The organism is Nonomuraea sp. NPDC059007, from assembly GCF_042740555.1.
Classification (GTDB): domain Bacteria; phylum Actinomycetota; class Actinomycetes; order Streptosporangiales; family Streptosporangiaceae; genus Nonomuraea.
Genome location: NZ_JBHYJD010000062.1, coordinates 39,926 through 58,303 on the forward strand (window position 1 = coordinate 39,926; position 18,378 = coordinate 58,303).

An 18,378-nucleotide genomic window follows, 5' to 3' on the forward strand; every position below is an offset into this window, starting at 1 on the left:
CCATGCATCCCACCGAGAGCACCGACGTCCTGCGCCTGGCCACGGCGGGCTCGGTGGACGACGGCAAGTCCACCCTGATCGGCCGCCTGCTGTACGACTCCAAGGCGATCTTCGAAGACCAGCTCGAAGCCGTCGAGCGCACCAGCGCCCGGCGCGGCGAGGAGCACGCGAACCTGGCGCTGCTGACCGACGGCCTGCGGGCCGAGCGCGAGCAGGGCATCACGATCGACGTGGCCTACCGCTACTTCGCCACGCCCCGCCGCTCGTTCATCGTCGCCGACACCCCGGGCCACATCCAGTACACGCGCAACATGGTCACCGGCGCCTCCACCGCCGACCTGGCCGTCATCCTCGTCGACGCGCGCAAGGGCGTGCTGGAGCAGTCGCGCCGGCACGCGTTCCTGGCCACGTTGCTGCGGGTGCCGCACCTGGTGGTCGCGGTCAACAAGATGGACCTGGTCGGCCACTCCGAGCGGCGCTTCGAGGAGATCCGCGCGGAGTTCACCGCGTTCGCCGCCAAGCTCGACATCGGCGACCTGGCCTTCGTCCCGGTCAGCGCCCTGCACGGCGACAACGTGGTCGAGGCCGGCCCGAACATGCCCTGGTACGACGGTCCTTCGCTGCTGCGCCACCTGGAGCACGTGCACGTCGCCTCCGACCGCAACCTCATCGACGTGCGCTTCCCCGTCCAGTGCGTGATCCGCCCGCACACCGCGGAACACCACGACTTCCGCGGCTACGCGGGCCAGGTGGCCAGCGGCGTGCTCAGGCCCGGCGACGAGGTCCTCCACCTGCCCTCGGGGCTGACCACCACGATCACCGGCATCACCGGCCCCCGCGGCCCGGTGGCCGAGGCGCGCCCGCCGATGTCGGTCACGCTGCTGCTGGGCGACGAGATCGACGTCTCCCGCGGCGACATGATCTGCCGGCCGAACAACCGCCCCGCGCCCGTCCAGGACCTTCAGGCGATGGTCTGCTGGATGGCCGCCGACCGTCCCCTCGCGCCCGGCACGCGGCTGCTGGTCAAGCACACGACCGCCACCGCCCGCGCCGTGGTCGAAGACGTGCGCTACCGCCTCGACGTCAACACCCTGCACCGCGACGAACTGGCCGGGTCGCTGCGGCTCAACGAGATCGGCCGGGTCCGCCTGCGCGTCACCCGCCCCCTGTTCCTCGACGGCTACGACCGCAACCGGGTGACCGGCGCGTTCATCCTCATCGACGAGGCCACCAACGCCACCGCCGGAGCGGGCCTGGTCATCGGTCCCTGACCAGCCGGAAGAACGAGCGCACCTCGCCGACGAACAGCTCCGGCCGCTCCATCGCGGCGAAGTGGCCGCCCCTGGGCGGCTCGCTCCAGTAGCGGATGTCGGTGAAGCGGCGCGCCGCCCAGCGCCGCGAGGGGCGCGGCATCTCCTTCGGGAAGACCGTGCAGCCCGCGGGTGCCGTCACGACGTCCGCGCCCGGCTCGCTGAACCACCTCTGAACCTGCCGGATGCTCTCCCAGTACAGGCGCGCCGAGGAGGCCGCGGTGCCGGTCAGCCAGTAGAGCGTGACGTTGTCCAGCAGCTCGTCGCGGCTGATCACGCTCTCCAGGTCGCCGTCATGGTCGGACCACGCCCAGAACTTCTCCGCGATCCACGCGCACAGCGCGGCGGGGGAGTCGGTCAGGCCGTAGCCGAGCGTCTGCGGGCGGGTGGACTGCTCGGCCGAGTAACCGTCCTCCCACCGCCTGGCGTGCTCCATCGCCTCCAGCGACGCGCGCTCGGCCGCCGTCAGGTCGCCGAAGGTGTCCGGGTCCGGCGGGGCGAGCGGGGGCACGAGGTGGATGCCGGCCACGTGGGCCGGGTCGTGCCGGCCGAGCAGGGCGGTGACACTGGTGCCCCAGTCGTGGCCCTGCGCGCCGTAACGGTGGTAGCCCAGGCGGGCCATCAGCTCCGCCCAAGCCTGGGCGATGCGCTCGATGCCCCAGCCCGGTTTGGACGGGCGGTCGCTGAAGCCGTAGCCGGGCAAGGACGGGCAGACCACGTGGAAGGCGTCCCCGGGCTGCCCGCCGTACGCGACCGGGTCGGTCAGCGGGCCGATGACCTTCAGGAACTCCAGTACCGAGCCGGGCCAGCCGTGCGTCATCACCAGCGGCAGCGCCCCCGGGTACGGCGAGCGGGCGTGCAGGAAGTGGATGCCCAGCCCGTCCACCTCCGTACGGAACTGCGGCACCGCGTTGAGCCGCGCCTCCGCCCGCCGCCAGTCGTGCTCGCGCTCCCAGTAGGCGCACAGGTCGCGCAGGTAGGCCAGCGGGACGCCCTGCGACCGGTCGGTGACGGTCTCGGCCTCGGGCCAGCGGGTACGGCGCAGCCGTACCCTCAGGTCGGTCAGATCGGCCTCGGGGACCTCGGCGAGGAACGGCCGCACGTCGGCGCTCACGCTGGCCTGTCCTCCTCCGGCACGGTGACCCCTTCATACTGCACAGACCGGGCACCGCTCGCCAGACGGCACGCCTAGTGCGGTCCCGATGCCTCCGTGCCGCACGGCCCGCCGCCCTCGGCGGCCGGGAGCGGGTGGGGCGCGCCCGCCATCGTGAGCGTCGGGTAGTAGGCGGCGATGCGCTCGGCCGAACGGCCCGCGTAATGGAAGATGAGGCTGCGGCGGAAGCGGTCGGCCGTGGCGTTCGGGCCGGAGCCGTGCACGAGGCTGCCGTTGAAGAACAGCACGTCGCCCGGCTCCATGTCGACCGGCACGCGCTCCAGGCCGGGCGGCGGCGGGACGTACTCGCGGGTAAAGGAGAGGGACGGGTCCGCGTCCTCGGGGCAGAACAGGTCCATCTTGTGCGTACCGGGCACGACCTCCAGGCCGCCGTTGGCCCGGTCGACCCGGTCCACGGCGATCCAGGCCGCCACGCAGGTGCCCGGCTCGACGCGCAGATAGAAGTTGTCCTGATGCAACGCCTGCCCGCGGGCCCCGGGCGGCTTGAAGTAGAACATGCTCTGGGCTGCTATCGGCTCCTCCTCAAGCAGCTCCCGCAGGACGGCGGCGATCCTGGCGTCCAGGAGGTAGCGCAGCGCGACGTCGTTGATCTGGTGCGGCTGCATGATGCGCGGATAGGCCCGCAACCCGTCGTACGGCAGGCCGGGTTCCTGGGGCTTCGGCGAGAAATGACCAGGGACGGGGCCCGCGGCGTGCAGGCGCGTGAACTCCTCCCGCAGCAGATCCGCCTCGTGCGGGGCCAGCATGCCGCGGACGACGATGTAGCCCTGGTCGTGGAAAACCTTGGTGTCCATGCCTTCGAGCCTAAGAAGGCGGGCTGTGGGAGGGTATGCCGGTGAGCGCCGACGACATGTCTGTTCCTGCTGCCGAACTCGTCATCGTGGGCCACTACGACAAGGGGCCCGGCTACGCCACGCGGCGCCCGTCGGGCTCGCCGAGCTGGCTGCTGATGTGGACGCAGGAGGGGGCGGGGCTGGTCGAGCAGGGCGGGGCGGCGCTTACGGCGGGCGCGGGCGACCTCGTGGTGCTGGCCTCACGGGCGGCACACCACTACCGGACGGCGGGGGAGCGCTGGCGGTTCTGGTGGGCGCACTTCCAGCCGAGGCCGTCCTGGGTGACCTGGCTACGCCCCTACGCCCTCTCACCCGGCTGCCACCTCGCCCCCGCCCCGGACACCACCCTTGGGCGTGGCGCCAACCTTCCGCCCGGCAGTGTCGCCCCCGGCAGACTGGGACCGCCGTCGGCTGAGTCTCCGTCGTTGTCCGGCCGGATCGAGCAGGCGTTCCTGCGGGCGCACGCCTATGCCCGCTGGAGCGGCCGGGGTGTGCCGCCGGAGCCGGGGGAGACGTCCCGCCCGGTGGCGGCCATGGCGGAGCGGGCCCGCGAGCTCGTGCTGGGCGCGGTGGAGGAGATCCTCCTCCTGGCGACGGCCGCCCCGGACACCTTCGGACCGGACCCAGACGACGGCGAGAACGGCCCGAGCCCACGGGGCGTGAGCGCGTCTGGTGCGGGTGGGTTGAGCGGGGCGGGACCGGGCGGAGTGCGTGGGGCGGGAGCGGGTGGGTTGAGCGGGGCGGGTGTGGATCGGAGGGTGGCGCGGGCGCTGGAGCTGATCGCCGCGGAACCAGGCGCCCCGCACACCGTCACGTCGCTGGCGGCGGCCGTGGCGCTGTCGCCCTCCCGCTTCGCCCACGTGTTCGCCGAGCGCACCGGCCGCACCCCCATGCGTGCGGTACGGGCCGCCAGGCTGGCCCACGCCGCCCAGCTCCTGGAAGCCACCGACCTGGACGTCGGCCAGGTGGCGGCGGCCTGCGGCTTCGTCAGCCCCTTCCACTTCAGCCGCACCTTCGCCCAGGAGTACGGCCTGCCACCCCGCGCCTACCGCCACCGCCTGAACGCCTAGAGCTCGACCGGCCCGCCACTGCGCCAGTACACGTTGCCCTCCCGCGACAACAGATCCGCATCGACCAGATACCGCCGCAAAGCCGCGTAGTCATCGTGAAAAGCCCGCAACGCCACGTTCACGTCCCTCTCCGCGTACCGCACACCCGGCTCGAACACCCGCACGATGTACCGCAGCACCACCAGCCGCTTCTCGTGCTTCATCGGCATCGTCTGCAGCCGCCCCTCCACCAGGAACGTCTGCAGCACCCGCTCCTCCTCGCTCAGCCGCGGCGAGGGCTCGGCCAGCGCCTTCAGCAGCTCACGGAAGCGCTCCGGCCGCGCCCGCCACCGCCCCTCCTCATCCGGTACGGCCAGCCCGCCCGCCCGCAACCTCTCCAGCACCTTCGGGGAAAGCCCGGCGGCACCGGTGTCCAGCACCAGCGCCGAGAAGGCCCGCAGGGTGTCGTCCTGAGCCAGCAACCCGAGAACCCGCTTGACGTCGTCGTCGCTCATTCCCCCTATTTTGAACCATGCTGAAGACGATCCTCGTCGCCTCCGTCATCGCCGGAGCGATCCCCCAGGGCTTCCTGCTGTACGAGAAGGACGCCGCGAAGAAGGACAAGAACCCCGAGACCAGCTGGGCGGTCAGCACGAAGAAGACCGCCAAATCCGTCGTGAACCCCTGCGACCGCGCCGCCCTCGGCCAGGCCGGCCGTACCTCCGCGAAGACGATCATCTACACGGCCGTCCCCGACTACTCCAAATCGGAACAGGTGATCCTCTACACCAACGCCGCGTCCGCCGGCGCCGCCCTGGCGGGCATCAGGAGCGCCACCGCCTCCTGCGGCACGAAGGGCTACCGGTTCGCCGCCCGCGCGGTGAAGCTCGGCGACGCCGCCCTCGCGATCACCGGCCAGAGCTACTACAAGGGCAAGCCCGCGGTCGGCGGCGAGCGCGCGATCGTGGTCCGCCGGGCCAACGCGCTCATCGTGTACACGCAGGCAGGGGAGTGGGGCAAACCCGCCACGGCCGACTTCACCCGGCAGACCCAGGACGCCAAGCGCATGCTGGCCAAGGTCTGCCGGATCGCCTCGTGCTGAATGTCTCGATCTTGAGACATTGTCATGACACGACGGCGAACCTCGTGACCGGACACTAGAGGAAGAGGCGTGTGCCGGGGCGCCCTTGCCAGTCCGTCCCGGCGCACGGCTTAACCATCCCCCCGCAGCGGCCACCCCGCACCCGGCCAAAGCCCTCACCAGATCTCAGGGCTCCCGCTCGGGTCGTGCGCCTCCCGGAACAGCGCCGCCTCCACGGGCCCTGCAGAGGGAAGCGGAGCACACCGCACTGCACCACCGGTGACCCCGCGCCAGCCCTGCGCCCTCTGTAGAGCGGAGTGGGGCGCCGCAGTGCGTCACGGGCGATCTCCACGCTTGCCCCGCGCCACGGTAGAGCCGGGCGGGGTGCTGCGCTGCGCGGCGTACCGCGCCTCCGGTGAGGGCGGGCGCGACGGGGCCGTGGGGTGGGTGGGGTGTGTGCCCGTCGTGGTGCCGGGGCTGGCGGGCCGCAGGCGTGGTGGGGTGGTCAGAGGCGGTTCAGGCCCTGGACGTGCAGTACGGCCCGGCCCTCCTCGTCGGAGGCGGTCAGGTCCACCTGGGCGTCGATGCCCCAGTCGCCGTCCCCCGCCGGGTCCTTCACCGTCTGGCGGACCTTCCACAGCCCGCTCTCCTCCTCGATCCGCAGCAACGCGGGTCCCCGGGCGTCGGCGCCGGTGAGGATCTCCTCGTGGTCGTCGTAGTACGCGTCAAGCGCGGCGGGCCAGTCGACGTCGGGAGCCAGCTCGGCCAGCTCCTCCTCCTTCTCCAGCGCGCACAGCTCCACCAGGCGGAACATCGCGTTGCGCACCAGCACCCGGAACGCGCGCACGTTGGCGGTGACGGGACGGACCTTGGTCTCCAACTGGTTCTGCGCCTCCAGCGCCTCGGCCGGGTTGGCCAGCTTCTCCCACTCATCGATCAGCGAGGAGTCGACCTGGCGCACGAGCTCGCCCAGCCACTCGATGAGGTCGACGAGGTCCTCGGTCTTCAGGTGCTCGGGCACGGTACGCGACAGGGTCCGGTAGGCGTCGGCCAGGTAGCGCAGGACGGTGCCCTCGGAGCGGGCCAGCTCGTAGACCTGGATGTACTCGGCGAACGTCATCGCCCGCTCGTACATGTCACGCACGACCGACTTGGGGCTGACGGTGTAGTCGCCCACCCACGGGTGGCCGCGCCGGTAGGTCTCGTAGGCGCCGAGGAGCAGCGTCTCCAGCGGCATCGGGTACATGACCTCGGTGAGGGCGTCCATGCGCTCCTCGTACTCCATGCCGTCGGCCTTCATCTGCGCGACGGCCTCGCCGCGGGCCTTCTTCAGCTGGGCCGCGAGGATCTGGCGCGGGTCGTCGAGGATGGACTCGACGATGGAGACCATGTCGAGGGCGTAGCTGGGGGAGTCCTGGCCGAGGAGTTCGAAGGCGGCCAGGGCGAAGGTGGACAGCGCCTGGTTGAGGGCGAAGTCCTCCTGCAGCTCGATCGTCAGGCGGGCGCGGCGGCCCTGCTCGTCGGGGTCCTTGAGCTGCTCGACGATGCCGCCGGCCAGCAGGGAGCGGTAGATGGCGATGGCCTGGCTGATGTGCCGGCGCTGCCACTTGCGGTCCTCGTGGTTGTCGGTGAGCAGGTGCTTCATGGCGGCGAAGCAGTCGCCGGGGCGGTTGATGACCGCGAGCAGCATCGCGTTGCTGACCTTGAAGCGGGAGTTGAGCGGCTCGGGCTCGGCGGTCTGGAGCTTCTCGAACGTCTCCTCGCTCCAGCCGACGAAGCCCTCCGGCGGCTTCTTGCGGGCGTAGCCGCGCCGCCGCTTCGGGTCGTCGCCGATCTTTGCCAGCGCCTTGGCGTTCTCGATGTCGTGCTCGGGGGCCTGGCAGGCGACGTAGCCGATGGTGTCGAACCCGGCCCGTCCTGCGCGGCCGGCGATCTGGTGGAACTCGCGGGCGCGCAGCCTGCGCACCTTGTTGCCGTCGTACTTGGACAGGGCGGTGAACAGCACGGTGCGGATCGGCACGTTGACGCCGACGCCGAGGGTGTCGGTGCCGCAGATGACCTTCAGCAGACCGGCCTGGGCCAGGCGCTCGACCAGGCGCCGGTACTTGGGCAGCATGCCGGCGTGGTGGACGCCGATGCCGTGCCGTACCAGCCGGGAGAGTGCGCGCCCGAAGCGGGTCGTGAAGCGGAAGCCCCCGATCATGGCCGCGATGGCTTCCTTCTCCGCCTTCGTCGCCATGTTGATGGACATGAGGGACTGGGCCCGTTCCATCGCGGAGGCCTGCGTGAAGTGCACCACGTAGACCGGCGCCTGGCCGGTGGAGAGCATCTCCTCCAGCGTCTCGTGCAGCGGCGTCATCCGGTAGGAGTAGATCAGCGGGACGGGGCGTTCGGCGTGCTTGACGACAGAGGTCGGCTTGCCGGTGCGGCGGGTCAGGTCGCGCTCGAACATCGACACGTCGCCGAGCGTCGCCGACATCAGGATGAACTGGACGTTGGGCAGCTCCAGCAGCGGCACCTGCCAGGCCCAGCCCCGGTCGGGCTCGGCGTAGAAGTGGAACTCGTCCATGACGACCTGGCCGACGTCGGCCGCGGCGCCGTCGCGCAGCGCGAGGTTGGCGAGGATCTCGGCGGTGCAGCAGATGATCGGGGCGCCGGGGTTGACGCTGGCGTCGCCGGTCATCATGCCGACGTTCTCGACGCCGAAGACCTCGCACAGGTCGAAGAACTTCTCCGAGACCAGCGCCTTGATCGGCGCGGTGTAGAACGTGCGGACGTCCCTGGTGAGGGCGGCGAAGTGCGCGCCCGCGGCGACCAGTGACTTGCCGGAGCCGGTCGGGGTGGCGAGGATCACGTTGCTGCCCGAGACGACCTCGATCAGCGCCTCCTCCTGGGCGGGGTAGAGCGTGAGCCCGCGGTCGGCGTTCCAGCCGACGAACGCGTCGAAGATCTCATCGGGCTCGGCGTCGATCTCTTCCGGCAGGCGGTCTACGAGGAGGCTCACCCCCCTATCCTGCCGAATTCCCGGACCTGCTCGAACACCCCCGCCCGGATCCGTCGCGGTTAGGAGCGGATGATTACATAGTGTTATGAGTCGATCGCTTCTGGTGGCCGGTGTCCTGGTAGTGGCGTTGAGCGCCTGCGGTACGACCAAACCGCAGCCCTCGCCGCCCGCCGAGCCGCCCGCGGCGGGGGGACAGGCGAACCCCAGCCCGTCTCCCAGCCCGTCGCCCAGCGCTTCGGCCAGTCCCTCCGCCGGCCCGGGCACCCCCGCGTTCGTCCCCTCCTACATGGCGCCCGAGGACAAGGACCTGAGGCCGGCCGAGAAGCTGATGCGCGACCACCACCTGCTCCAGGAGTGGGCCGAGTCGGCCTCCGACGCGTTCATCCCGCCGCGCGACATCCCCGTGAAGGCCGAGCAGTGCGACACCGTCAACGCCTTCTACAGCCCGGAGGACCGGACGATCACCATGTGCTACGAGATGGTGGCGTACCTGCAGAGCCTCTTCGCCGCGCCCGAATCCGGCCAGAGCGCGACGCCCGACCCGCAGGACGTCGACGAGAGCGTCGTGGGCGCGATGAGCGGCATCTACTACCACGAGCTCGGCCACGCCCTTATCGACCTGTACGACCTGCCCTCCACAGGCAAGGAGGAAGACGCCGTCGACCAGCTCTCCGCCCTCGTGCTCATCGGCTCGGCCGAGGACCAGCGGGACTACTCCGAGATCATCAGCACCATCCAGGCGTGGGGCCGGATGTCACAGCAGGAGGTCTCACAGCCGCTCGACAAGACCGTCTTCGCCGACGAGCACTCGCTGAGCGTGCAGCGCTACTACAACATGATGTGCTACCTGTACGGCTCCAACCACAACGCCTTCCTGCCGCTGATCGCCGACGGCGCGCTGCCGGTCACGCGGGCGGTGCGCTGTGAGGAGGAGTACGCCAAGATGGCCAAGGCCTGGGCCACCCTCCTGGCCCCGCACATGCGCACCGACCTGCCCGACATATCCCCCAGCCCGAGCCCCAGCCCGTCCCCGTCGGGTACGCCCGGCTAGCTCAGGTCCAGCTGCATCAGCACGGTGTCCAGCCAGCGCCCGTGCTTGAAGCCGACCGCCCGCAGCCGCCCCGCCTCCCGGAAGCCCAGGGCCCGGTGCAGCTTCGCCGAGGCCGGGTCGCCGCCGTCGGCGATCACCGCGATGATCTGGCGTGCCCCGCTGTCCCTGCAGGCCGCGACCAGCGCCTCCAGCAGCGCCCTGCCCAGCCCCCTGCCGGTGAAGCCGGGCGCGAGGTAGACGGTGTCCTCCAGGCTGTGCCGGTAGGCGGGCTTGGGCCGGTACTGCCCCGCGTAGGCGAACCCGCCGACCGCGCCGTCCGCCTCCGCCACCAGGAACGGCAGGCCCGAAGCCGCCTTCGCCCGCCAGAAGCCGGGTTCCGGCGGGTTCTCCTCGAAGGTGGCCACGGTGTTGAGCACGTAGTGGGCGTAGATGTCGGCGACGGCGGGCAGATCGGCCTCGGTCACCGGGCGGATGACGCTCATGCCGCCCGATTGTGCCCGAGAACGCCTCACAACCTGGCACGCGGCCCGGTGAGGAGCAGGCCGCCGAGGATCGCCAGCGTGCCCAGGACCGGCGCGATGCCGGGGGCGAAGCCGTACACCATGAGCAGGACGAGCCCGGCGCCGATCAGCGCCGCCGCCGGGCCCGAAGTGGACCACGACGGCTTGCCGTACGGCAGCGCCGGCGGCTCCTCGAAGCGGGCGAAGCACCGCACCAGCGGCCACATCACCAGCGTCAGCAGCCCGAACCAGATCGGCCACCCCGCCAGCCAGCCGAGGCTGCCAGGAGCCGGAGTGCCGATGCCCAGCACCACCACGACCACCCCGGTCACCGCGAACAACGCCGGCATGTGCCACAGGTACACGGTCATGATCCGCGGCCCCGCCCAGGCCAGCACCTTCCCGGTACGCAGCCGCACCAGCCACGGCCGCACCAGCATCGCCAGCCCGATCTGCCCGAACGCGACGGCCAGCATGGCGAGCGTAGGAGGCGCCATGTTCGACACCGCGGCGCCCGGCATCCCGATCATGCTGCCCGGGTACGGGCCGAAGGCCACCAGCAGCGCCGCCGCCCCGAACCCGGCGGCCGCCATCAGCGCCGGCCCGCGCAGCCGTCCCTCGGCGTAGAAGAAGCCGAGCTGGTGCACGGCCATCCAGACGAACACGACGTTGGCGTAGCCGAGCGACTCCACCCCCGAGGAGAACCGGACCACGTCGCTCACGACCGCCCCCGCGGCCAGGACCGCCACGACCCGCCAGCCGAACCGCTCGTGCGCCCTCATCATGAGCGGCGTGAGCGTGACCGCGATCAGGTACACGGCCAGGAACCACAGGAGCTGCCCGGTCAGCCGCGCCCCTGTCTCCAGCGGCTGGGCGGGCACCCCCATCGCGGCCAGCATCTGCGGCAGCGGAATCCACACCGCCGCCAGCGGCAGCAGCGGCCAGGCCAGGCGGCGCAGCCGTACGTTGAGCCACTGCGGCGCGCCGGCGTGGGCGCGCCCGAAGCTGATGGCGTTGGCCGCCCCGCCGGCGAAGAACACCAGCGGCATCACCTGGCTGATCCACGTGACCACCCAGACCCCCGGGGTGGCCAGCGCGTTGCCGGTGGTGAGCCGGCCGCCGTCGTAGCTGAGCACCGGGATCGTCCAGTGCTGCAGCACCACGAGCGCCATGCCGAAGACCCGCAGCAGGTCGATGAAGGTGTCGCGGCGTGCGGGCGCCTGGACGACCCGCCTGGGTGGGTGGTCGAGCAGGACGGTCATGGGGGCCTCGATTCAGTGGATCTTTCGCTGGAAAACGTGATGAACCAAGGCTTCCGGCCGGGCGGCCGTGGCACAGTGACGCCCGCCGCCCTCTTCCGGTCAAGATCCCACCACCAGGCTTGGTAGTGCTGGCCCTACCCCCAAAGGCGGGCGTACCCGGTCGTCTCAGGGGGGTCGGGGCCGTAGCGTTGACGGCATGCGCTCCCTGATGAGACGAGTCCTCCTGGACTCGCGCTACACCCTGGTCGGCTTCCCGACGGCCGTCATCACGTTCGTGCTGATGGTGGCCGGTCTCGCCGCGGGCGTGGGCACCGCGGTGGTGTGGATCGGGCTGCCGATCCTGGCCGGCACGCTGATGCTGGCCCGCGCCTTCGCCGAGGGCGAGCGCGGCTGGCTGTCGGACGTGCTGGGCCGCCCGCCGGTACGGCCCCGCTACAAGCCGGCCCCTCCGGGCGCGGGCCGCCTGCGCCGCCTGGTCAACCCGCTGACGACCGGGCAGTCGTGGCTCGACCTGCTGCACGGCATCCTGAACTTCCCGGTCGCGATCGCGTCGTTCGTGCTCACGGTCGTGTTCTGGGCCCTGCCGATCCTGGGGCTGACCTATCCGATCTACGGGATCTTCACCTCGCGCATCGCCGACAGCAAGGAACTGCCCGAGCTGCTCGGGTTCGGCGACAGTTACGGGGTCAACGTCCTCTTCCACGTCGGCCTGGGCCTGGTCGGCGTGGTCCTGCTGCCGTTCGTCACCCGGGGGGCCGCGCTGCTGCGCGCCGCGCTCGGGCGCGTGCTGCTGACCGGCGTCGCCGAGCTGCAGGAGCGCATCTCGGACCTGTCGGAGTCCCGCTCCGCCGCCGTGTCCGCCGAGGCGAACGCGCTGCGCAAGCTGGAGCGCGACATCCACGACGGGCCGCAGCAGCGCCTGGTCTCGCTCGCGATGGAGCTGTCGCGGGCGCAGCGTCAGATGCAGAAGGACCCCGAGGCGGCCCAGGTCACCATCAAGGAGGCCATCAGCGCCACCCGCGAGACCCTCGACGAGCTGCGCGCCCTCTCACGCGGCATCGCCCCGCCCATCCTGTCCGACCGCGGCCTCGCGCCCGCGCTCGCCGCGCTGGCCGGACGGTGCACGGTCCCCGTCGACCTCGACGTGCAGATCGTCGGGCGCTACCAGGCCGCCGTCGAGAACGCGATCTACTTCGTCTGCGCGGAGACGCTCACGAACGTCGCCAAGCACAGCCGGGCCCAGAGCTGCACGATCCAGCTGGTCAAGACCGGTGACACGCTCATGCTGATCATCGGCGATGATGGTGTCGGCGGCGCACACGTCGCCAAGGGACACGGTCTCGCCGGACTGGCAGACCGGCTGCGCGCCGTGGACGGCGAGCTGACGGTGCAGTCACCTGACGGCGGGCCGACATTGATCGTGGCGGAGGTTCCGTGCGGGTAGTGGTCGCCGATGACGCGGTGCTGATCAGGGCCGGCCTGGTCAGGCTCCTGGAGGAGTTCGGCTTCGAGGTGGTGGCGACGGTGGGCGACGGTGACGCGCTCGTCGAGGCCGTCGCCGAGCACCGGCCGGACGTGTCGGTGGTGGACGTGCGGATGCCGCCGTCCTTCACCGACGAGGGGCTGCGCGCCGCCGTCGAGGCGCGGCGCCGGGTGCCGGGGGCGCCGGTGCTGATCCTCTCCCAGTACGTGGAGGTCTCCTACGCCGACGACCTGCTCGCCGACGCCAGGGGCGCGGTGGGTTACCTGCTCAAGGACCGGGTCGTCGACGTGGACGAGTTCCTCGAGGGCCTGCGGCGGGTCGCCGCGGGCGGCACGGTGTTCGATCCGCAGGTGGTGTCCCAGTTGATGGTGCGCAGGCGAAGGGACGACCCTCTCGCCCAACTGACCCCGCGCGAGCGGGAGGTGCTCGGGCTGATGGCCGAGGGCAAGTCGAACCCGGCGATCGGGCGGCAGCTCGTGATCAGCGACGGCGCGGTGGAGAAGCACATCCGCAGCATCTTCGCCAAGCTCGGGCTCTACGCCGAGGACGGTGACCAGCATCGCCGGGTTCTCGCCGTCCTGGCCTATCTGCGGTCCTGACGCGTGGCGTGGGGTTCGCCTGTGGAGGGGTGGCGGGGGGTGCGGGCCGCCCGCCGTACGCGCACAGGGGGTTCTGCGCGCCCGCACCAGGCGGGCGCGAGGCGCCGGCCGGTCCGCGCGGCAGTGCGCGCGGACCCTGGCGGCTCGGCTGTCTAGCCGAGCGCGTCGACCAGCTTCTTGCGCTGCTGGGCGCCCAGGCCGCCGAGGCGGCGCTTCTCGTCGACGCCCGCCTCCTCCATCAGCGCCGTCGCCTTGGCCGGGCCGACGCCCTTGACCGCGCGAAGGGCCTGGGAGACCTTGATCTTCTTGGCGATGTCGTCGTCACGCTCCAGCAGCTGAGCGAACGACAGCTCACCGGCCTTGACCTTGGCGAGCAGGGCGGTGCGGGCGGCGCGAGCCTCCGCTGCCTTCTCCAGCGCTGCCTTGCGCTGCTCAGGGGTAAGGGTAGGAAGTGCCATCGGATTTCTCTCCTCGGGGATTTACGGACTGTTACCCGTAGTGCAGTGGCTAATCATGGCGGATACCAGGGGTTCGTGTTGCGGAAAGTGGCCGCTCAGCCCGTCCGCCAGACTTCGGCGGCGGCTTCGGCGCATGCCACGTCCTGCGCGACCGTCCCTCCGCTGACCCCTATCCCGCCGACCACGCGTTCTTCCTCACCGTAGTCCGCCCACAGGGGTATGCCACCTCCGAAACAGATGAATCGGTCCCCGGCCAGCCCGAAAAGCTCGCCTCCCGGCGCCGTCAGCGGGGCGAGCTGCGCGGTGGACATGCGATGGGCGACCGAGGTGTACGCCTTCCCGGGCGCAAGCACGGGACCTGCGATCTCAGCGCCTTCCATACGCTGAAACGTCACCAGGTTCCCGCCCGCGTCGACCACCGCGACCGACACCCGGGCCCCTTCCCGCCCCGCCTGCTTCAACGCCGCCTCACACATGCGTAATGCGATCTCCAGGTTCACGCGACTCTCCCCAAGTCCCGAAATCTCCAGATCCATGTGTACGGCTCGCGCCGACCTCCACGCAAGATCATCGAGCACCAGTTCGGAAGAGTGGTTCATCCCTTGTCGGTGGTTTTCATCACATCGCGATTCTCGGGCGTGTCGCGGCAGGTGATAATCACTTCCCATAGTGAAATTTTTTAGTATGGTCGTTACATGTCATTGCGCATGGCCCTGCTGACGCTCATCGCCGGAGCGCCACGGAGCGGGTACGACATCGGGCAGGAATTCGACGGCGTCCTCACGTTCGTCTGGCACGCCAAGCCGACGCAGGTCTACCCGGAGCTGAAGCGGCTGGCCGCCGAAGGGCTCATCAGGGAGCAGGCCGAGGGGTCGCGGGGGCGGCGGCCGTACGAGATCACCGAGGAGGGGACGCGGGCACTGCGGGAATGGCTCGTGACCACCTCCGCCGACCACGCGCAGCGCAACGAGACCGTGCTGCGCTCGTTCGCGCTGTGGGTCGTCTCGCCGCGGGAGGCGGCGGACTTCCTGCGTGAGGAACTGGAGTACCACCGGGCGCGGCTGCGCGGGCTGCGTGCCCTGCGCAACGGGCTCGACCTGCGGCTGGCGCAGGATCGGGCGGCCCTGCTCGGGGTGGAGGCGGGCGTGCGGCGGCTGGAGGCCATGGTGTCCTGGGCCGAATGGGCCATCGAGACCGTCTCCCACTGGCCCGCGCCGGTCGCGGAGGGGCGCTCGTGAACGGGCTCGGGTGGGCGGAGTTCGGCGATCCGGCGGGCCGGCCCGTGGTGTTCGTGCACGGGTACGCCTCGTCGCGGTGGGCCGCGGGGTGGACGCTGTCGGGCGAGCTGCTGGTCCGGGAGGGCATCCGGGTGCTCGCGCCGGACCGGCCCGGCTACGGCGGCACGCCGCCGATGCCGCGGGAACGGTGGACCGCGCGGGTGGCGGCACGGGCCGAGGAAGTGGGTCCGGTGGTGGTGGCCGGCGTCTCCATGGGCGCCTCGGCCGCCCTGCGCCTGGCCGTCGCCCGGCCCGACCTGGTGACGGGTGTGGCGCTGCTGTCGGGCATGGCCCCGGTACCCGCCACCAGGTGGTCGCCCGCCGCCAAGGCCGACGCCTTCTACTGGCGGCTGGCCCGCCGCGCGCCCTGGCTGCTGCGCCGCCTGTGCGCCGTGTCCGCCCGCGCGATGGCGTCGGCGGACGCGCGCGTCATCCCGCGTATCGAGCGCGCCCTTCCCGCCGCCGACCTGGCGGTCTTCCGCGCCCGAGCCGGTACGGCCCAGGCGGCCTTCCTGTCCGACGCCACCGAGAGCGCCAGGCAGGGCGGCGCGGCGATGGCCGACGACCTGCTCCGGCACCTGCGCCCCTGGGACATCGCCGTGGAGGAGGTGACGACCCCGGTGCGCCTGATCCATGGCGTGGACGACCCGAAGGTCCCGGTGTCGCTGGCCCGGTCCCTGGCCGCCCGCCTGCCACGCGTCGAGGCGACGTACCTGCCCGGCGGCCACTTCGCCCCCTTCGCCGACCAGGAAGCCCTCATGGCCGTGTTCGGGGGCGCCAGGTTCTGAGACCCTCCGGGGTCAGGAACGCGTCGAACACCGACTCCATCGCCCCCAGCAGCGCCCCGCTCCACCCCAGCTCCGACGGCGCCAGCTCGGGCAGCCGCTCGGCCCGGATCCTCATCAGCCCGGCCAGGAACGCCTCCGACAGCGCCGCCCGTCCCTGCGTGAACAGGTCGACGCCGAGGCCGGACATGGTGACGATCTCCGGGTCGTGCGCGTTGACCAGGGCGGCGATGCCGCGGCCCAGGGCGCGCGCGCCCGCGTCGACCGCCGCGGCCGCCTCGGGATCGCCCTTCCCCGACCTGGCCAGGATGGCCTGCGCCTGGTCGCGCCCCCTGCCGCCGCCCGCGGCCAGTCCCAGGTGGCGCAGCAGCGCGTTGGCCCCCACCTCCATGCCCCAGCACCCCCGGGCCCCGCACGGGCACGGATCGGTACGCCCGGTCAGCGGCATGTGCCCGAACTCCGCCCCCACGCCCGTCGCCCCGCCCAGCGGCCGTCCGCCGACCACCAGCACGCCGCCGAGGTCGAAGTCCACGTGCAGGTGCAGTCCCACCTGGACCCCCGCCATCCGCCCCCTGCGCGCCTCGGCCAGCGCCGCGAACGCCGTGTCGTTGCCCACGTGCAGCCGGGTGCCCGCGGGGATGCCGCAGGCCAGCCCGGCCGACGCGTCCACGGCGCGCCAGCCCAGGTGGGAGACGTCGACGAGGCGGTCGTCGCGTACCGGTCCCGGGACGGCCAGGCCGATGCCGACGGCGCGGGAGCCGTACCGCTGAAGGTGGGTGCGCAACGCTGCCGCGAGCGGACCGAACGCGCCCTCGGGCGTGCCGTCGTGCGGACGCGCGGCGAGCGGCGTGATGCGCCCGCCGAGCTCGCCCGCGGCGATCTCCCACCCGTCCTCGCGCAGGTCGGCGGCGAGGGCGACGGGGCCGCACGGGTGCGGTCCCGGGATCTGGGTGGGGCGGCCGCGGCCGTGCTCGGCGGAGGGTTCCTCGTGCAGGAGGGAGTCCTCGCTCAGGCGGGTGACCAGGACCGACGCGGTGCCGCGGGCGAGGTCGAGGTCCTTGGTGAGCTGTGATCGGGTACGGCTCGCGCCGCAGTCGTGCACCGCGCGCAGCAGCCGCGCCCTGTTGTGCTCGCGGAGCTCGACGCTGGTTGTGGCCCCGGTCACGGTTCGCATCTCGTCATTGTGGCGGCCTCCTCGTTCTTATTATGCTCTAGGCGTGAACAAAATGGTGGCGAGGCGTGCGCGGCAGGGTGTGTTCGGACTCTTCTTTCTCAGCGGGCTCGTGGTGGGCGTGTGGGCGGCCGGGCTGCCCTCGCTCAACGACCGGCTCGACCTGGGCCCGGCGAGGCTGGGCACGGCGCTCCTGCTGATCTCCCTGGGGGCGCTGGTGTCGATGCTGGTCGCCGGGCCCGTGGTCGACCGGTGGACGAGCCGGCGGGTGTGCTGGTTCGCCGGCCCGCTGTCGGCGCTGGCCCTGCTCGCCCCCGCCGTGGCGCCGTCATACGGCCTCCTCGCGGTGGCGGCCGTGGTGTTCGGCATCGGGATCGGGGTGGTCGAGGTCGGCATCAACGCCCACTCCGTCGAGGTCGAGCGCGTGTACGGCCGGCCGATCATCTCCGCCTTCCACGGCACCTGGAGCCTGGGCGGCGCGGCGGCCGGCCTGATCACGTCGCTGGTGCTGAAGCTGGGTGTGAGCGGGCAGGCACTGCTGGTGGCCACGGCCCTGATCGTGCCCTTCCTGTACGTGCCCGCCGTGATGCGCCTGCTCCCGTCCGTGCCCTCCGACACCGCCTCCACCTCCACCGGCGCCGGTACGGCCGCCGCCCCCGGCAAGGCGGTCGGGATGCGGTGGGGGCTGATCGCGCTGCTGGGGCTGGCCGCGTTCGCCGGGCACCTGGCCGAGGGCGCGGCCATCGACTGGGCCGCCCTGCACGCCCGCTGGATCCTGGGCACGGACCCGGCGGCGGCGCCGCTGGCCTACACGATCTTCGCGGTGGCGATGACGACGGTCCGGTTGCTCGGCGACCCGATCCGGGCGCGGCTGGGCTCTGTGCTGACCATCCAGCTGGCAGGCGTGCTGGCCACGTGCGGATACGTGCTGGTGCTCTGCGCACCGCTCGTCGAGGGAGTGGCACAAGTGGTGGTCGCGTGGACGGGGTGGGCGCTGGCGGGCGTCGGACTGGCCACCGTGGTACCGGTCATCTTCAGCGCGGTGGGCGCCGCCGGCGGGCCGGTGGGCAAGGCGCTGTCCCTGGTCACCGCCTTTGGATACTCGGGCTTGCTGATCGGGCCCGCGGTGCTGGGATTCGTGGCCGAGGCCTCTTCCCTGCCGGTGGCGCTGGTGATCCCGGCAGTGCTGGCAGCGGTGGTAGCCCTGGCCGGCAGCCCCTCCATCCGAGCCCTCACCACCCGCCCCACCCCCGACCCCGTCCCCGCCCACGACTAGCTGTACTGCTGTGGGGACGTGGCGCTCGGCCGGCCGGGCCCGGCACGCGCTGCGCCGGTCCCGTC

At 71.8% G+C, this 18,378-nt stretch carries 18 protein-coding genes; 9 read left to right on the forward strand and 9 right to left on the reverse strand.

The window, feature by feature from the left end; genetic code table 11:
• Positions 1 to 2 precede the first annotated feature (2 nt).
• Complete coding sequence (locus ACFWY5_RS51075) at positions 3 to 1,271, forward strand: sulfate adenylyltransferase subunit 1 (RefSeq protein ID WP_379639341.1); 1,269 nt, start codon at positions 3 to 5, stop codon at positions 1,269 to 1,271.
• Here the strand turns inward: ACFWY5_RS51075 and ACFWY5_RS51080 are convergent.
• Together ACFWY5_RS51080 and ACFWY5_RS51085 are read right to left on the reverse strand one after the other, a co-directional pair.
• Complete coding sequence (locus ACFWY5_RS51080; protein WP_379639342.1) at positions 1,258 to 2,424, reverse strand: epoxide hydrolase family protein; 1,167 nt, start codon at positions 2,422 to 2,424, stop codon at positions 1,258 to 1,260. The genes ACFWY5_RS51075 and ACFWY5_RS51080 overlap by 14 nt on opposite strands.
• A 74-nt stretch (positions 2,425 to 2,498) precedes the next feature.
• Complete coding sequence (locus tag ACFWY5_RS51085; protein WP_379639343.1) at positions 2,499 to 3,278, reverse strand: phytanoyl-CoA dioxygenase family protein; 780 nt, start codon at positions 3,276 to 3,278, stop codon at positions 2,499 to 2,501.
• Between the two features lie 41 nt (positions 3,279 to 3,319).
• Between ACFWY5_RS51085 and ACFWY5_RS51090 the strand changes: the two genes are divergently transcribed.
• Complete coding sequence (locus ACFWY5_RS51090; protein ID WP_379639345.1) at positions 3,320 to 4,387, forward strand: helix-turn-helix domain-containing protein; 1,068 nt, start codon at positions 3,320 to 3,322, stop codon at positions 4,385 to 4,387.
• Here the strand turns inward: ACFWY5_RS51090 and ACFWY5_RS51095 are convergent.
• Positions 4,384 to 4,881, reverse strand: coding sequence for a DUF2087 domain-containing protein (locus tag ACFWY5_RS51095; protein WP_379639346.1), 498 nt, complete (start codon positions 4,879 to 4,881; stop codon positions 4,384 to 4,386). The genes ACFWY5_RS51090 and ACFWY5_RS51095 overlap by 4 nt on opposite strands.
• A 17-nt stretch (positions 4,882 to 4,898) precedes the next feature.
• Between ACFWY5_RS51095 and ACFWY5_RS51100 the strand changes: the two genes are divergently transcribed.
• Entirely contained in the window at positions 4,899 to 5,468 is a 570-nt protein-coding gene (locus ACFWY5_RS51100; protein WP_379639347.1) for a hypothetical protein, read from the forward strand.
• A gap of 484 nt (positions 5,469 to 5,952) precedes the next feature.
• Here the strand turns inward: ACFWY5_RS51100 and ACFWY5_RS51105 are convergent, their stop codons facing one another.
• On the reverse strand, positions 5,953 to 8,451 hold the full coding sequence (locus ACFWY5_RS51105; protein ID WP_379639348.1) for a DEAD/DEAH box helicase: 2,499 nt from the start codon (positions 8,449 to 8,451) through the stop codon (positions 5,953 to 5,955).
• 85 nt (positions 8,452 to 8,536) lie between these two features.
• Here ACFWY5_RS51105 and ACFWY5_RS51110 point away from each other — a divergent pair, with 85 nt between their 5' ends.
• Complete coding sequence (locus ACFWY5_RS51110) at positions 8,537 to 9,502, forward strand: DUF4344 domain-containing metallopeptidase (protein WP_379639349.1); 966 nt, start codon at positions 8,537 to 8,539, stop codon at positions 9,500 to 9,502.
• On the opposite strand, the gene ACFWY5_RS51115 is transcribed toward ACFWY5_RS51110, so the two are convergent.
• On the reverse strand, positions 9,499 to 9,984 hold the full coding sequence (locus ACFWY5_RS51115; RefSeq protein WP_379625935.1) for a GNAT family N-acetyltransferase: 486 nt from the start codon (positions 9,982 to 9,984) through the stop codon (positions 9,499 to 9,501). The two genes, ACFWY5_RS51110 and ACFWY5_RS51115, sit on opposite strands and share 4 nt — an antisense overlap.
• 26 nt (positions 9,985 to 10,010) lie before the next feature.
• Positions 10,011 to 11,264, reverse strand: a complete 1,254-nt coding sequence (locus tag ACFWY5_RS51120; RefSeq protein ID WP_379639350.1) for an acyltransferase — start codon at positions 11,262 to 11,264, stop codon at positions 10,011 to 10,013.
• A 208-nt stretch (positions 11,265 to 11,472) separates the two neighbouring features.
• Between ACFWY5_RS51120 and ACFWY5_RS51125 the strand changes: the two genes are divergently transcribed.
• Both ACFWY5_RS51125 and ACFWY5_RS51130 read left to right on the forward strand, forming a co-directional pair.
• Positions 11,473 to 12,708: a sensor histidine kinase gene (locus tag ACFWY5_RS51125; RefSeq protein ID WP_379639351.1), complete on the forward strand. Its 1,236-nt coding sequence runs from the start codon at positions 11,473 to 11,475 to the stop codon at positions 12,706 to 12,708.
• Positions 12,699 to 13,346: a response regulator transcription factor gene (locus ACFWY5_RS51130; RefSeq protein WP_184962111.1), complete on the forward strand. Its 648-nt coding sequence runs from the start codon at positions 12,699 to 12,701 to the stop codon at positions 13,344 to 13,346. The genes ACFWY5_RS51125 and ACFWY5_RS51130 overlap by 10 nt, the downstream gene beginning before the upstream one ends.
• A gap of 152 nt (positions 13,347 to 13,498) precedes the next feature.
• Here the strand turns inward: ACFWY5_RS51130 and mihF are convergent, their stop codons facing one another.
• The gene (gene mihF / locus ACFWY5_RS51135; RefSeq protein WP_184962109.1) at positions 13,499 to 13,804 is read right to left on the reverse strand and encodes an integration host factor, actinobacterial type; all 306 of its coding nucleotides are present in this window, start codon (positions 13,802 to 13,804) and stop codon (positions 13,499 to 13,501) included.
• 95 nt (positions 13,805 to 13,899) lie between these two features.
• The gene (locus ACFWY5_RS51140) at positions 13,900 to 14,304 is read right to left on the reverse strand and encodes a heme-binding protein (protein WP_379617145.1); all 405 of its coding nucleotides are present in this window, start codon (positions 14,302 to 14,304) and stop codon (positions 13,900 to 13,902) included.
• 195 nt (positions 14,305 to 14,499) lie between these two features.
• On the opposite strand from ACFWY5_RS51140, the gene ACFWY5_RS51145 reads away from it, so the two are divergent.
• Together ACFWY5_RS51145 and ACFWY5_RS51150 are read left to right on the forward strand one after the other, a co-directional pair.
• Positions 14,500 to 15,042 carry a PadR family transcriptional regulator gene (locus ACFWY5_RS51145; protein WP_379639352.1) on the forward strand — a complete coding sequence of 181 codons (543 nt, stop codon included), beginning with the start codon at positions 14,500 to 14,502 and terminating at the stop codon, positions 15,040 to 15,042.
• Positions 15,039 to 15,869 carry an alpha/beta fold hydrolase gene (locus ACFWY5_RS51150; RefSeq protein WP_379639354.1) on the forward strand — a complete coding sequence of 277 codons (831 nt, stop codon included), beginning with the start codon at positions 15,039 to 15,041 and terminating at the stop codon, positions 15,867 to 15,869. Before ACFWY5_RS51145 ends, ACFWY5_RS51150 begins: the two co-directional genes overlap by 4 nt.
• Here ACFWY5_RS51150 and ACFWY5_RS51155 read toward each other — a convergent pair.
• Positions 15,838 to 17,040 (reverse strand): ROK family protein, encoded by a 1,203-nt coding sequence (locus ACFWY5_RS51155; protein WP_379639355.1) that lies wholly within the window; start codon positions 17,038 to 17,040, stop codon positions 15,838 to 15,840. The genes ACFWY5_RS51150 and ACFWY5_RS51155 overlap by 32 nt on opposite strands.
• 52 nt (positions 17,041 to 17,092) lie before the next feature.
• Here ACFWY5_RS51155 and ACFWY5_RS51160 point away from each other — a divergent pair, with 52 nt between their 5' ends.
• Positions 17,093 to 18,313, forward strand: a complete 1,221-nt coding sequence (locus tag ACFWY5_RS51160) for an MFS transporter (protein ID WP_379639356.1) — start codon at positions 17,093 to 17,095, stop codon at positions 18,311 to 18,313.
• The last annotated feature ends 65 nt before the right edge of the window (positions 18,314 to 18,378 follow it).

Coding starts and splice junctions, on each gene's coding strand:
- ACFWY5_RS51075 (WP_379639341.1), top strand. CDS start 3: ATGCATCCCACCGAGAGCACCGACGTCCTGCGCCTGGCCACGGCGGGC.
- ACFWY5_RS51085 (WP_379639343.1), bottom strand. CDS start 3,278: ATGGACACCAAGGTTTTCCACGACCAGGGCTACATCGTCGTCCGCGGC.
- ACFWY5_RS51095 (WP_379639346.1), bottom strand. CDS start 4,881: ATGAGCGACGACGACGTCAAGCGGGTTCTCGGGTTGCTGGCTCAGGAC.
- ACFWY5_RS51100 (WP_379639347.1), top strand. CDS start 4,899: ATGCTGAAGACGATCCTCGTCGCCTCCGTCATCGCCGGAGCGATCCCC.
- ACFWY5_RS51110 (WP_379639349.1), top strand. CDS start 8,537: ATGAGTCGATCGCTTCTGGTGGCCGGTGTCCTGGTAGTGGCGTTGAGC.
- ACFWY5_RS51115 (WP_379625935.1), bottom strand. CDS start 9,984: ATGAGCGTCATCCGCCCGGTGACCGAGGCCGATCTGCCCGCCGTCGCC.
- ACFWY5_RS51120 (WP_379639350.1), bottom strand. CDS start 11,264: ATGACCGTCCTGCTCGACCACCCACCCAGGCGGGTCGTCCAGGCGCCC.
- ACFWY5_RS51125 (WP_379639351.1), top strand. CDS start 11,473: ATGAGACGAGTCCTCCTGGACTCGCGCTACACCCTGGTCGGCTTCCCG.
- mihF (WP_184962109.1), bottom strand. CDS start 13,804: ATGGCACTTCCTACCCTTACCCCTGAGCAGCGCAAGGCAGCGCTGGAG.
- ACFWY5_RS51145 (WP_379639352.1), top strand. CDS start 14,500: ATGTCATTGCGCATGGCCCTGCTGACGCTCATCGCCGGAGCGCCACGG.
- ACFWY5_RS51155 (WP_379639355.1), bottom strand. CDS start 17,040: ATGCGAACCGTGACCGGGGCCACAACCAGCGTCGAGCTCCGCGAGCAC.
- ACFWY5_RS51160 (WP_379639356.1), top strand. CDS start 17,093: ATGGTGGCGAGGCGTGCGCGGCAGGGTGTGTTCGGACTCTTCTTTCTC.